We start from the raw sequence: 15,035 nt of genomic DNA on the forward strand, positions 1-15,035 counted from the left end.
TCCTTACGAACCGTCCAGTGCCTTATAAAGAAACAGTTTTGCCGTCGACCACTCTCGTTTTACCGTGGCAGGCGAGATGTCGAGCACTTCGGCGATCTCCTCTACTGTTAATCCACCAAAGAATTTCATCTCGACGATCCTTGCCTGGCGTTCATCGAGCATTTCAAGTTTTGTCATTGCTTCGTCCACGATCAGTACGTCGAGCGGCCGATCGATCGAAAAACTGATCGCGTCCTGGAGATCGATCTGAGTCAGCCCATCGCCACCGCGCTTAAGGCGGTTTTTCCCGCGGGCATGATCGATCAGGATCTCCCGCATGATCCGGGCCGAAATGCCAAAAAAATGCGCCCGGTTTTGCCATTCGAGCTGATCATGCCCGATCAACTTCAGATACGCCTCGTGTACTAAAGCGGTGGGCTGGAGTGTATGATTTGCACGTTCCCGACTGAGATAGCCGTTAGCAAGGCGGCGCAGTTCATCGTAGACCAGCGGGAGTAGGTCATCAAGTGATTTCCCCTCACGTGCTCGAAGCTCCTGCAGCAATTGGGTTATCGGCTTCTCTTCCATCCGGGTTTCGGTATCGTTAGCATAGAACCGATCGCTTTTAACTTCAAGCTGCAACCTTGTTCGGCCGAAGGGCAAGGCTCGTTGATATCGCGTTTATATCGAATGCGATGCCCGGGATTCTCGTCGCATTCGTTGTTAGACTCTCGAGAATCCGTGGGGGAATGCTTTAGCAGCTCTTGAAAAATGCTTGTTGCTCAGATAGTGTTTCGCCGATCTTTTTAGCCGTACTTGTGATTGAAAGCCCGCCTAGATTCGTGCATCGAAGTGTGTTGTGGATCCGGTCGCCGACCTCTTTCATTGTATCGATCACCTCATCGAGCGGGATCAGGTGCTCATAGTTCGACAGAGCCATGTTCGCACAGGCAACCGCGTTAGTAGCTGCCATGACGTTTCGCCCTAAGCAAGGAGCTTCGACGCGGTTACCGATGGGATCGCAGATCAGTCCGAGCGAATTCTGCAAGGCTAACGATGCCGCACCGATCGATTGAGAAAGAGTACCTCCGGCCATCATAGCAATCGCTGCCGCCGCCATGCCGCCGCCGGAGCCCGTTTCAGCCATACAGCCGCCGACCTCGGCCGCAAAGGTCGCTCGCGATGCGATGAATACGCCAATAATACCGGCAGCAAGCATCGCCTTCACGACATCATCTTCGGACAGATCGAGCGATTCTGCGACGCCGAAAACAGCACCAGGCAAAGCTCCGCACGAACCGGCAGTAGGTGCAGCTACTACCACACCCATTGAGCTCTTTACCTCCATCGTCGCCGACACGTACATAATTATGGTGTTATTTGCATCACCGCCGATCAGGTTCCGGCTATCAAGTTGTTCCCTCATCTGCAGCGACTGGCTGCCAAGAATTCGGTCTGAGTATTCTGTTCCTTTAAGTCCGGTCTTGATCGCACTGCCCATTATCTGAACGATCGCACGCATTTTTTCGAAAACCTCGGCCTTTGAGATCCCACCCCGGGCACTTTCGTATTCGGCCGCTAACTCCCACAGGGAAAAATCCTTTCCGTCATTGAAGGCCAGCATTTCTTCGCAGCTTTCGAAAGGCACAAACAGTTCCCGGCGTGCGAGCACTGGCAATACTGGCTCAAGCTTTCTGATAAACATGACATCCAGCCGCGCAAGCAGTTCGTCGACGATTTCGGCCGCCGGGAATTCGCGTGATTTGATCTCGACAAACCCCATCTCTCCGGCATGCACCTCAACGTATTCGTGTCGGATGCGATCCATCACTAATTTTCGAACTTCTTCAGGTGATGTGGTGTAGATCAGAGTCTCAAAATAGTCGCCCGCCATCGACACGGGAGCTCCGTCGATCTCCGTAACCTCGATCATCCCGCCGCCAGTCGAGATCGCTGTCAGTCGGCGTGTTTCAACAGAATTTGAAAGTGTGATCTTATATGTGTTCGGGTGAGCAGCCCCAATATCGACGATCTCGATAGAGACTGATATCCCGGCATCGGCGATATGCTTTTCCGATTCCGGCAAACGCTCATCGTCGGCGTCCCAACCCAGAAAGCCACCAAACAAGCCCATATCAGAGCCCTGGTCTTTGTGGGTTGTAGCTAGAGATCCGTTCGGGTCGAATTCGATGAGGATGTTATCGATCCGCCCGCCCATCAGGTCGCGGCACAGCCGGGCAATTAGCAGTGAAGCCGCACAGTGCGAACTCGAAGGCCCGCGCATTACCGGGCCGATCACGTCGTTGAAGATACTAGGATATGTCGTCATCTCTATTAGAGGTTAGCTAACCAATATTTCTCCATGGTTCGCCGCAGATGCAGCGTCGTATTCGCTCCCTCACTGATACCGTGAGACCTCATCGGGTACGACATCATCGTGAACAGCTTGTTATTTTTGATCAATTCGTTAACCAGCATTTCAAAGCTCTGATAGTGAACATTGTCGTCGCCGGTTCCGTGGATGATCATCAAGTTGCCCTTTAGATTCTTGGCGTGATTGATCGGTGAGCCGTCAAAATAGCCCTTCGCGTTGGTATCCAGCAGGCCCATGTAACGCTCTTGATATGTAGCGTCATAGAGCTTTTGGTCGGAGACAAATGAGACCGCGATGCCTGTTTTGTAGATGTCCGGATAGCGGAACATGCAGTTAAGCGTCATCTGCCCGCCGCCGCTCCAGCCCCACATACCGACTCTCGCAGGGTCGAGGAACGGGTAGGTGCTAAGGATCTTCTTCGCCGCCTTGCTCTGATCTTCAGACGCAAGTATGCCTATCTGACCGTAGATCGACTGCCGCCACTTATGCCCGCGAGGCGTCCGCGTTCCGCGGTTATCGACGCTGACGACGACATAGCCTTTCTGGGCAAGATATTGATGCCACAGCCCTTCTCCGCCGTCCCAGTTATTCTGGACAGTCGTGCCGGCCGGCTCACCGTAAACATAGAAAAGCAGCGGATATTTCTTGGCCGGGTCGAAGTTCGCCGGCCTGATCATATAAGCATCGAGCTTGTCGTCACCGATATCCACCTTAAAGAACTCCTTGGGCTTCACACCGAGGGCGTCGTATTTTGCTTTTAGCTCACGGTTGTCCTCCATCAACTTTGTTTCCTTGTGATCGGGAACGTACACGAGCGATATCCTGTTCGGCGTGGTCGCATTGTTGTAAGTGTGGATCGCCCACTTCGCGTCCGCCGACATCTGATACGAGTGATGTCCCGGCGTATTGGGCGGCGTGACACGTTCGGCCTTGCCTGTACCGTCGAGACGGCTGCGGTACAGATAGCGGTCGATAAAGCTATCCGGCGACGCGATGTAATAGACATAACCGCCGGCCGGATCGATGCAGTTGATATTGACCACGTCGAAATCGCCGTTCGTGATCGGTCTGATCTCCTTGCCGTCGCGCGAAACGCGGTAAAGGTGCATCCAGCCGTCGCGTTCGCTGGTCCAGGTGAAATACTTCTCGCCGTCGAGCCAGCGGATATTGTCGTGAACATCGAGAAACGCCTCATCCGTCTCGGTCAGGATATTGTTTAGCGTCAGCTTGCCCGCGTCGCCGATCCAGACCTTGTTGGTGTTCTGCAGGCGGTTCAACTGCTGGATCATCAGCTCGTTCGAATTCGGGATGAACTCCATGCGGGCGATGTAGTTGTTTGTTGGATCGCCGGGTATGTCGAACCACTTCGTCGCGCCGCCTGCGGCTGGAATTACGCCGACCTTGACCGCCGAGAGCTTGGTGCCGACCTTTGGATAGGGAAGCGGTATCGGTTTCGAATAAATATCAGATACGTTGTCGATCAGGTAGAACGTGCCAATGTTCTTAGTGTCCGATTGCCAGTAGGCGATCGTCTTGCCGTCCGGGCTCCAGCGAAAACCGTCGCGGCAATCGAGTTCTTCTTCATAGACCCAGTCGAAAGTGCCGTTGATGATGTTGCCGCCGCCGTCCGCCGTGATCTGCGTGATCTTGCCGGTCGCGATGTCCTCGACGTAAATGTTCTGCTTGCTAACATAGCCGACCCGCGTGCCGTCGGGCGAGAATTTAGCAAACATCAGCGTGCTTTCATCCAAACCTTTGCCCAATTGCTGCAGCTTGCCGCTCTTGAGATCGAGCACCCAATAATCGCCGCGTGTGTTATAGCGCCAGACCTTCTTCGTATTCGTAAAGATCAGCATACGGGCGTTGTCGTCAGACCACTCGTAGTTGTCGATCCCGAGCGGCTTTTGTGCTCCTGCGGGAATGAGCTGTTTTGCCGCCACCAGCACCGAACGCTCGCCCGACTGAGCGTCGTAACGCACGATCTCCTGGCCGCCGGTGTCCTTGTCGGTCTCGACCGTCGAGTAACCCTTGCTGTCCCTCATCCACCGCACAGGCCCGAAGCCCTTCGATCGAAAGGTACGGTTCGCGTAAATATTCTCGAGCGTTAGTGCGTTGTCCTGTGCCCGCACCGGCAGCGAGAATGCCGCAACGATGGATAGCAAAATGCTTGCGATGATAATTGCTCTGATCTTCATGTTTTTAGAGTTTAGATTGTGTCTTCCGCCAGGTCTATAGCAGCCGCAGCAAATATTCCCCGCCCTTTAACGTCGGCAATTCGATGATACCGTCTTTCGGCGACAATGATCGCTGGGAACCATTTGCCCTTAAATTTAATGCCGAATCGGTTTTCAAGCGGAAAGTGCCCCCTGCTTTCGAGATTACTTTTATCTGCGTGATCCGTTTGTTGGCCCACTGAAAGTCCAGTTCAAACCCGCCACGGACCCTCACCCCTCGAAATTCGCCGCTCGGCCATTCGTCGGGCAACGCCGGCAGTAGGTTGATGACGCCGTCCTGCGACTGCATGAGCATTTCCGTGATCGCGGCGGTCATACCCAGTGAGCCGTCGACCTGCAGCGACTTGCCGCACAGTGCGAACAGTTGCGAACAGCTCTGCTCGTTCAGATAGTTCTTGAATATCTTATTTGCACGGTTGCCGTCGCTGAGTCGCGCCCACAACGCCATCTTCCAAGCCATCGAAAAGCCCTTTCCGCCATCACCGCGTTCGTTCAGCACCTTTTTGTAAGCGTCGATCAGTGCTGGCGTCCGCTTGTCCCACAGCACACGGCCGGGATAAAGCCCGTAGAGATGAGAAAAATGACGATGATTTTTCTCGAGCGAACGCCAATCGTCCGCCCACTCCTGCAGCGAGCCGTCCGACCCGATCTGCGGCGGCACAAGCTGCTCCCTTGCCTCTCGAACGCGGTCAACAAGCGGCGAACTCTTGCCAAGTATCTCTGACGCCTTCAAATAGTAACCGAATAGATCATGCAGGATCTGCATATCGATCGACGAACCTGCACAGATCGTCGTGCCGGGAATGCGGCTGCCGGTGACCTCGTCAAAATACGGCTTGTTGCCGCCGCCGTCTGGGAAGTTCTCGGGTGATGTCGACGGATTCGTGACCAGCCATTTACCGTTCGGGTGCTTTACGAGAAAGTCCATAAAGAACTGCACCGAGCCCTCCATCACGGGATAATTCTCGGCAAGAAACGCCTTGTCCTGCGAATACTCGTAGTGCTCCCACAAATGCGTCGTCAGCCACGCCCCGCCGACAGTGAATGTGCCCCAGCTCGGGCCGTCCATCGGTGCCGCGACTCGCCAAATGTCGGTATTTTGGTGAAACACCCAGCCGCCGGCGCCGTAATGCTCGCGGGCGACCTGCGAGCCCTGATCGGTCAGCTCCCCGATCATTTTGTAGAATGGCGTGCCGAGCTCCGACAGATTTGCCGAATCGACCGCCCAGTAGTTCATCTGAGCGTTAATGTTGGTCGTGTATTTCGAGTCCCACGCCGGATTCTGGTCGTCGTTCCAGATGCCTTGCAGGTTCGCCGGCTGCGTGCCCGGCCGCGATGATGAGATCAACAGGTATCGCCCGAAATTGTATGCTAGAGCCGCCAGGCTCGGATCGGGCGAGGTTTGGGCTTTTTCCTTGCGATCGTTCGTCGGCAGGCTTGAGGTTTCAGTCGTCGGCAGTGAAAGCGAAGCACGGTCGTAGAAAGCTTTGTAGTCCGACAGTGCCGCGGCCTTGACGGTCTCGTAGCGTTTTCCGTTCACATTACTCAAATAGTCCTCAACCCGCTTGTGCTGATCGCCGCTGACGTCGCGGTAATCGACAAAATTCGTCGCCGCCGCGAAATAGAGCGTTACGGCGTCGGCCTTTTCGATCCGCAGATCGACGCCGTTCGTCCTGACCGTACCGCCGTCCGCAACGGTCTTTAGTCGGCCTTCGTACCTCAGCTTTCCCGCGACACCGAGGTAGTCAGCCGACTTGCCCGTGACCGCCAGGCCGTCCTGCCCGACCGCATCCATCCGGAAATAGTCTGTCCCGTAATTGGAATGAGCCTGATTCCTCACGCCGCGAAGATTTGCGGTCAGCGTAATACTTCCCGGCCGGTCGGCCGTCAGCCTGACCGCGATCACCTGATCCGGCGCCGAGGCTATCACCTCGCGTTTGTAGGTAATGCCGTTTGCGGTGTACGTGGTCGTTGATATGCCGGTCTTGAGGTCGAGCGACCGCTGGTAATCCTTCGCGTCCTTACCGTGGTCAAAGAACAGATGCAGATTGGCGAGGCTCTGGTATTTTTGCTGCTCGACCGGATAGCCCATCAAATTTCGGCCGAATAGGTTGTGTGCATCAAGGTAGCGTTCGGCAAAAACCAACCGCTGTATCTCAGGCAGTACTTTGTAGCCACCCTTGACCACCGTCGAGTACGGCCCGCCGGACCAGTATGTGTCCTCATTGAGCTGAAGGCGTTCCTCGGCGATCCCGCCAAAGATCATCGCGCCTAGCCTGCCGTTTCCCACAGGCAGGGCCTCGTCCCACTTTGCCGCAGGAATCGAGAACCATATATAGTTCGAAGGATCAAACCGATTAACCCCTGAGCCCGCACCTGGCTGCCCGTTCTGCGCTGCGATGGACGCGGTAAATATAAACGAAACGAGAATAAACCGGCAGATCCTCATACGATTTCCCCTCTTACGATCTGTTATTCTTTTGCGATTCCATACGCGTATTAGACGTATAAAACAAACTTGCTATTGAAAGTATAGTGTTGGAACCTCTTCGATATATTGACCATTATATACAGTTACATCAACCGGAAAAGAAACAACTCCAAAAAGCGGATCGTGATCAATTCCGTAAACATGCCGGATCGATTCGTTCGTAGACTATGGCACTTGCACTTACGGAAATGCTTTACCCGGCAAACGCACGGATATATCCTGCGTCGGGCCGAGCATCTCGAACTCAGGAATGGCCCTGAGATAGACTTACATTTAATTAAATTCGGCGGCTCGTTTGATCAGATCTTCTACGCCCGGCTCCTTTAGGTTGCGGGGCTTTCCGGGGTGAATTATCGAGACTTGGCATCCCTCGGCGGCTTCGACTAATTGGCGATAAGTTCCGGCGTCGGGATCGGCTATATACGCTTGCTTCTCAGCGTTGTAGGCAAACATTCGCGGGTTGACGTTCGTGCATTCGTTGCATGATGTGCACCGTGCCGTTTCAATGTACGGATCGTCGCCGTGGTCTTCCGCGGCGGGTTCGACGATCGTGGCGACAACGGCGGCAACGGGTTCCGGTGCGGTGGTGGCTTCGGCTTTTGGAACCTCGACGGTTTGTGCCTTCGCAGCCGTTTCGGTCGAGCGAGATTTGAGTTCTTTCGCCAACAAACGCTCCGCGTGCGAATTATGGATTCCGCCTAATTCCTGCAGGCTGTGCCACATTGTGAGGCATCGCCGAGTTTCGCGCAGCAATCGGTCATCGACGATCGCGCGTTGGATGCGGCCATCTGAATTAACGAGCGTAACAACCGGCACTTCACTCGGCATGCCGGTGCCGGGTGCTTCTAAGGCCTGCGGGACCGGGATCAGATCGTCGCTGCAGTCTTCGGCCGGGACGATCGCAAAGTGTCCGGAGAAACGATCGTCCATCGACATAAAATCCGCGAGCGTAAAAGCCAGATCCTCCGTTTCGGCCTGTAACGATTCGTCCTCGAATAGAAACTTGTGCATTGGCCAATCGTCGTCGAGACTCGGGTTCTCACTGACCGCAAGCCGCGTCGCCCAGTCGGACCCGGCAGACGGGTCGTAGACGATGGCCGGAAATACACGTGACTCCATCGCCGCCGCCGCCACTAAATAAGGCGGCACGTCAGAGTTGTGCCTGGTCGCTCCCGAAAATATGCTGAAAAGCGCCGGACCGTCGTACGACAGTCCCCGAAGAAGCGATTCTCGCATCCGGAAAAGTTGCGATGCACCAGACTGAAATACGAAAACATCAGTCAATCCGATCGCGGTGTTAACGAGTTGGCGGGCGCGCAAGCCCAATGCTACGTGACCTTCGGCTACCTTTGAGGGCTCAAGAACGTCGTCCGTTCGGACAAGTACCTTGATCGGCAATCCAGCGGCGAGAAGCTCAACCATTTGCGCCGTCTCAGCGGCATCGAGCGTTCCGGCATCCGTGCAGACAAAATAGTCCGGCAGCACGGCAAGTTCTTCGGCATCGAGGCCGCTCGCACCAAAGCCGTCAAAGAGAACATCGTGAACCGATTCGCGGTATTCGCCCTTTGTTTCAAGGTCGCCGATCGCAAGCGTTTTCAGTAATTCTACGGCTTCGTCGTGCCGCTCGGTGTACGCGTCGAGAGCATCCGAGCACTTGAAGAACGCAAACGAGTAGGCCTCATTCACGTTGTTTCCGATCGGAAAGAACCGCTGCCTTTCCAGGACTTCAATGAGGTCTTCGATCCGTGTTCGACGTTCCAACGAGAGCTCGAAACTTGGCTTTGCTTCGACGAGAAGCCGCGAAAACGCATTGAAATCGAATGTCGACGCAAATGCAGATCCGACGCCTGCCCTCAGCCGGTCAGGAGCACGCCCGACGGCCGAGCCGACTACTTCGGCCTCGAGAATGTCGCGGAGCCTTTGCAGCAGCCGTTCTGCTTTTTGACGAAACAATTTTGCCTTGCTTACCTGAACCGAATGCCAAGCATGATAGATCGCACGAGATGCAAGCTCTTCGTCTGCGTCCACTAACGCTCCGCTTGCGTCAAAATGTGTCCAAAGCCTTTTGGCTGAATCTTCTATCGCAGGATCGCCATTATTCGAAATTCGTGCGGTTGCTTCATTCCACATCTGACCGAAGTCGCCGGAGCCGAGGGAGGTTAATTCCTTTCGCAATTCGGCCTCTAATTTGTAGCCGTGGCGAGCGATCCGATCGCGATCTGCATTCTCGCCCAGTGACTCAACTGCGTCATCAACGAGATGGCTAAGAGAAAGAAGCGAACGGCCGGGCGCCGCGTTGTCGTTGAGGACCAACGGATAGTCATATCGCAGCGAACTAAGGTCTGTGACACGGGCAAAAAGCGCCGGGCGAAACGATCCGTCAAGCGGCTGCAGCTTTGAGCCCTCTCGGCGGCCGGTAAGATAAAACGCTATCTGATCTTGGAATTTCGCTTGCATTTTGTCGTCTTAAGCGGGCTGCGCTCCCTCCGGCCACACTGTGAATTTATCTAATTCAGCTTCAAGTCCGCGCTTGACCATCTCCGTCGTCCGAAGCCGCGGATCGTGCCTAAGGTCTTCGTAGCACGGAACGTCCTCATCACGATAAAGGATGCCGACCGGGATCGGGTCGTCGCTCGATGCGATCTCACGAGCACGGTTCATGTTTGACGGGTCGTGTTCCTCCATCTTTGTGTAGACCTTTGCAAGCGACGGGCTGATCTCGAGGCCGTTTTCGTGATGCAGAAGAAGGACACGCTGCGGGTCATGCATCCACGGATCCATCTGTTTGGGAAGCCACTCGGGGCAACGCTGCACGATACGAATAAATGAAAATCCTTTGTGATGGTATGCGGCGGAAATCACCTGATAGAGCACCTCAGGTATCCAGTCCACGACCTGGGCGACAAATGAAACATTTGAAATTCCGAGCGTGACTGTCAGCGGATTGAGAGCTTCGAGATATGAACCTCGAGGTGTCGTATTGCTTTTTGTTCCAATTGGCGAAGTCGGCGACGCCTGCTTTTTCGTCAAGCCATAGATCTGGTTGTCATGGAGCATCATGGTCAGGTCCATGTTGTACCGAACTGCGTGAATCCAATGGGCGGCACCGATACTGCAGCAGTCACCGTCGCCGGTGTTTACGAAAACGTCAAGTTCCGGACGTGCGAGCTTCACACCTTCGGCAACGGGAAGTGCACGGCCGTGAATGCCATGAAAACCGTATGTGTTCATGTAGTGCGGCAGACGGCTAGAGCAGCCGATGCCGGACACGAACACCGTCTTTTCCGGCAGCAAACCCTCGTCACGGCAGAGTCGCTGGACGGCGGTCAGGATCGCGTTGTCTCCGCAGCCGGTACACCATCGAGGAACGCCTTTCTGGTAATCCTCGATCTCATGATGTTCTTCGTACATGCGGAGCAAGCACTCGCTTGCGCTAATGGTTTGAGTCGCGGCTTTCATGAAAGTGCCTCCAGTATCACGCGGCGGACGGTGTTCGGTTTGAGCGGCGTGCCGCGGCACTCGCTCCAGCAATCTATGTCGAAGAGATATCGTGCCCGCAGCAGCATCGCGAGAGCGGAATACCGCCGATTGGTCTCGTCGATTATCTCGTCGTTAGGATCGTCGCTCCAGTTGTTTTCGATCGTGATGATCTTCTTGAATCCGGCGAGGATCTCTTTGATCCCGGGTGGCATCGGCTGAATGAATGTCAGGTGGAGCGACGAAACCCGCTTTCCCTCTTCGCGAAATTCCTCGACAGCTTCTTCGATCGCGCCCTTCGTGCTTCCCCAACCGATAACGAGTAGATCGCCGGTCGGATCGCCAAAGACAGTTGGCGGAAGCAGCGTCTTCTGTAATGCGGCAAGCTTCAAGCTTCTCGCCCGCATTCCCTGCTGATTGATCTCAGGATCGTATGCGACGTGACTGTTTACGTCATGTGCGAGTCCGGTCAGCGTGTGCATTCCGCCCGGCTGTCCCGGTATGAAGCGGCGAGCAAGTCCGGTTTTCGGATCCCAATCGTAAGGTTTTGCACCTGCCGGAACGGCACTTTGGTCGATCGGCGGTGCCATCCATGCCTCGTCAAACGACGGCCGTGTAAATGGTGCCTGAGAAGTCGCGAGATTTGCATCCGACAGGATCACGACGACCATGTTGAAGGTCTCCGCGATCTTGCGTGCAGTGATAACGGAGTAGAAACACTCCTCGATAGTTCCGGGAGCGATCACTACCTTTGGCGCGTCTCCATGGCTGCCGAAGATCGTTGTCATCAGGTCGCCCTGCTCGGTCTTCGTCGGTTGGCCCGTGCTTGGTCCGCCGCGCATTACGTTTACAACGACGAGTGGGATCTCACCCATGACCGCCAAACCGATGGCCTCTTGTTTCAGCGAATATCCGGGGCCGGATGTTATCGTCACCGTACACTTTCCTGCATAGGAGGCGCCGATCGCGAAAGCGCACGCGGCGATCTCGTCCTCAGCTTGATGCACAACGCCGCCGACCTTCTCAAACGCATCGCTTAAATAATGCGACGCGGAAGTCGCCGGCGTGATCGGGTACATCGCACAAATTTCCATGCCCGACGCAAGCACGCCGAGAGCAAGAGCCGTGTTACCATTCACGACTATTTGAGGTTCTGTTGCTTTCGAAGATGGTATCTCGTACCTGAAATCCAGATTTGCTTCTGCCCAGGCAAAGCCAGCCTCAAGCAGCTGGATATTTGTACTGACCACCTTTGCTGATTTCTTACCGAAGGTAAGAGCGACCTGTTCACGTGCGATCTGCAGGTCGAGGCTGTAGCAGCTGCACAGCATACCGAGAGCGAACATATTCTTGCCCTTTCTGGAGTCAGCGACGTGCTTGTGGCACTCGTTCTCCATCGGGATCTCGTAGACCCGATAGCCGGCAGCGACGAGTTGATCGTAAGTCTCAATGTAGGATCTCTTGATGCTCGGATTTGGATCGTCCCGCCACATCGATTCAAGAAGAATTGTGCAGCCGGGCTTCAATTCTTTTGATACTACGCGGCCTAGAAGGACCTGTTCGTTGAACGCGACCACCAGATCTGTTTCATTACCGCCGTTCGTGACTCGTTTTTCACCGAAACGGATACGATTGCCGCTGGCTCCGGCAACGCTGCGTGCCGGCGGACGGATCTCGGCAGGTATGATCTCAACAGTCCAAACACCGTGGCCCGTTCGAGCAACGATCGAGCCGAATGACTGGCCGCATTTTTGTGCTCCCTCACCCGAATCGCTAATGATCTCAACGATGTGTTCCTTCAGCCTGGCAGAAACGCGATTTGCGTGATTGCCGTTCGCGGCCGGTTCGTTGGGTTTTATGCCGTCATCTAATGCCATGATCATGCCGCCCTTACTCGTGTAAAATTATGTTCGCGAACGTCAATGCCGAACAGCGTTTCCTTCCGATCTGAACGCCCGACGTCCCTAATTCCGAGATACTCTTTCATGCCCCGGGCTGCCTTTCGGCCAGCACCCATTGCTTCGATCACCGTCGCCGCACCTGTAACAATATCTCCGCCGGCAAAAACGCCCGCCATCGACGTCATTAAGTTTTCGTCCGTCTGGATGTAGCCCCATTTATTGAGCTTAAGTTTTGAAGTCTGGCCGATAATCGGATTGGCGTTCGTGCCGATCGCGAATACTACCTGATCGGTCTCGATCTCAAATTCGCTTCCGGGAACGGCAACCGGCCGTCTGCGTCCCGAGTCGTCCGGTTCGCCAAGCTCCATCCGGATGCATCGCATCGCGTAAACCGAGCCTTCGCCGTCATCCAGGATCTCGACCGGGTTGCTGAGCCAGTGAAACTCGATCCCCTCCTGCTCCGCGTGGTGGACTTCCTCGGCGCGAGCCGGCGCCTCTGCCTTCGAACGGCGATAAACGCATGTGACATTCTCGGCACCGAGGCGTTTGCTGACACGAAGTGCGTCCATCGCTGTGTTTCCCGCTCCAACGACGACAACATGCTTGCCAAGCGGCAGCGGCGTGTCGACATTCGGAAATTCACGCGCCTTCATCAGATTGCAGCGTGTCAGAAGTTCGTTTGCCGAAAGCACACCATTGAGCGAGTCGCCGGGAATACCGAGCATCGTCGGATATCCGGCACCGGTTCCTATGAATACGCCGTGGAACCCTAGCTCCTTGATCATCTGCTCGATCGTGAAGAGCCGGCCGACAAGCGTATTACATTCAAATTTCACGCCAAGCTGTTTTAACTTTTCGATCTCGGCATCGACAACTGTATTCGGCAGCCGGAAGTCCGGAATTCCATACCGAAGTACGCCGCCCGGTTCGTGGAACGCCTCAAATACCGTTACTTTGCAGCCGGCTTTCGCCATGTCAGCGGCGCATGCCATTCCGGCAGGGCCGGAGCCGACGATACCGATCCTGAACACAGTTGGTTCTATATAAGGCAGATTCACCCAGTTATTTTGGATCGCGAGATCGCCAACGAATCTCTCAAGACGGCCGATAGCGACCGGAATGAGGCTCTCACCGACGACGCACACGCCTTCGCATTGGTTTTCCTGGGGACAAACACGTCCGCAGACTGCCGGTAGCAGGTTCGTTCCGGTGATAACGTCGTACGCACCGCGAAAATCCTTCTCGCCGATCTTCTGAATAAAAGCCGGAATGTTTATGTTCACTGGGCAGCCGTCGATGCATTTCGGTTCTGGGCAAAACAGGCAGCGTGTTGATTCAAGGATGGCCTCGGGTTCGGTGTAGCCGCAATTCACCTCTTCGAAATTCGTCGCCCGCACGACCGGGTCGAGTTCGCGGACCGGCGTCCGCTCCTGTGGAATACTTCTAACTGTCCGCTTCTTCGCCATCTGGACCTAACTCCGTGACTGTAAAATCTCATTCGGGAAAGGCGATCACTTCGCCGCCAACATTCCGCATTCTGCACGTTTCCGACCAACGCTCGGTCGCCGCCTTTTCTTCCTCTTTGTAACGCCGCAGCCGCACCATAAGGTCGTCGAAATCGACCTGGTGGCCGTCGAAATCGGGCCCGTCGACGCACGCGAATTTGACCACTTCGCCGACCTTCACGCGACATCCACCGCACATACCGGTTCCGTCGACCATGATCGGGTTGAGGCTGACCATCGTCTTAACGCCTGACGGCCGTGTGGCTTCGGCACTTGCCTTCATCATTACCGGCGGGCCGATCGCGACGAATTCCTCGATGTCGGGGTGTTTTTCCAGAGCGAGTTTGATACCGTCGGTAACAAATCCCTTGATACCCGCAGAACCGTCGTCGGTGCAGATGATAAGTTCGTCGCATATCGCACGGAACTTGTTTTCCCAAAAGACGAGGTCCTGATTCCTAAAGCCGAGCACGCCAATGACGTAAGCTCCGTGTTCTTTCCAGGCACGTGCCTGCGGATAGACGGGGGCAACACCAAGGCCGCCGCCGACGCACACGACCTTTTTGGCGTCGCTGAGATGGCTTGGGATTCCCATCGGGCCCGCCATTCCGTACAGGGATGTGCCAACCTGACAAGTCTGCTGCATCTCGAGCGTCGTCTTACCGACCGCCTGAATGACGAGCGTGATCGTCCCTTTCTCACGATCGAAATCTGCAATAGTAAGTGGGATACGCTCGCCATCAGCGTGTGACATAACGATGACAAATTGGCCTGGCTGGGCGGCACGGGCCATCATCGGGTGGCGGACTTCGAGCATGTAGGTTACGTCGGAATAATCCTCACGTCTCACTATCTCGAATGGGTCGATCAATGTATCGTTCACGGTTTTCCTCTTGTTCCGTTTCGTTCTCATTGAGAACAAACTTAGTCAACAGATGAATTACTCCGCAACCAACGTGCCAAATACCAGCGTAGCGATAATGTTTGTTTTTACGAGGAAAAATAGGGGACATGCGCTAGAACATCTGTTCACCCGTGCAGTAACTTCTGAGAAGTTGGCGGACAGGTGCGAGA

9 protein-coding genes are annotated in these 15,035 nt (G+C 55.0%); all 9 read right to left on the minus strand.

The window, feature by feature from the left end; translation table 11 throughout:
- Nucleotides 1-3: 3 nt before the first annotated feature.
- Nucleotides 4-567, minus strand: coding sequence for a sigma-70 family RNA polymerase sigma factor (locus tag IPG22_07540; protein MBK6588130.1), 564 nt, complete (start codon nt 565-567; stop codon nt 4-6).
- A gap of 166 nt (nt 568-733) precedes the next feature.
- Nucleotides 734-2,308 carry an L-serine ammonia-lyase, iron-sulfur-dependent, subunit alpha gene (locus IPG22_07545; GenBank protein ID MBK6588131.1) on the minus strand — a complete coding sequence of 525 codons (1,575 nt, stop codon included), beginning with the start codon at nt 2,306-2,308 and terminating at the stop codon, nt 734-736.
- A gap of 5 nt (nt 2,309-2,313) precedes the next feature.
- Entirely contained in the window at nt 2,314-4,548 is a 2,235-nt protein-coding gene (locus IPG22_07550; GenBank protein MBK6588132.1) for a S9 family peptidase, read from the minus strand.
- 34 nt (nt 4,549-4,582) lie between these two features.
- Entirely contained in the window at nt 4,583-7,036 is a 2,454-nt protein-coding gene (locus IPG22_07555) for a glycoside hydrolase family 95 protein (protein MBK6588133.1), read from the minus strand.
- A gap of 315 nt (nt 7,037-7,351) precedes the next feature.
- Nucleotides 7,352-9,535 (minus strand): ferredoxin, encoded by a 2,184-nt coding sequence (locus tag IPG22_07560; protein MBK6588134.1) that lies wholly within the window; start codon nt 9,533-9,535, stop codon nt 7,352-7,354.
- A gap of 9 nt (nt 9,536-9,544) precedes the next feature.
- Entirely contained in the window at nt 9,545-10,537 is a 993-nt protein-coding gene (locus tag IPG22_07565; protein ID MBK6588135.1) for a 2-oxoglutarate oxidoreductase, read from the minus strand.
- Entirely contained in the window at nt 10,534-12,432 is a 1,899-nt protein-coding gene (locus IPG22_07570; protein MBK6588136.1) for a 2-oxoacid:acceptor oxidoreductase subunit alpha, read from the minus strand. The genes IPG22_07565 and IPG22_07570 overlap by 4 nt, the downstream gene beginning before the upstream one ends.
- 2 nt (nt 12,433-12,434) lie before the next feature.
- Nucleotides 12,435-13,922, minus strand: a complete 1,488-nt coding sequence (gene gltA / locus IPG22_07575) for an NADPH-dependent glutamate synthase (GenBank protein MBK6588137.1) — start codon at nt 13,920-13,922, stop codon at nt 12,435-12,437.
- Between the two features lie 28 nt (nt 13,923-13,950).
- Nucleotides 13,951-14,874, minus strand: a complete 924-nt coding sequence (locus IPG22_07580; protein MBK6588138.1) for a sulfide/dihydroorotate dehydrogenase-like FAD/NAD-binding protein — start codon at nt 14,872-14,874, stop codon at nt 13,951-13,953.
- Nucleotides 14,875-15,035 lie beyond the last annotated feature (161 nt).

The organism is Acidobacteriota bacterium (genome assembly GCA_016703965.1).
Taxonomy (GTDB): Bacteria; Acidobacteriota; Blastocatellia; order Pyrinomonadales; family Pyrinomonadaceae; genus OLB17.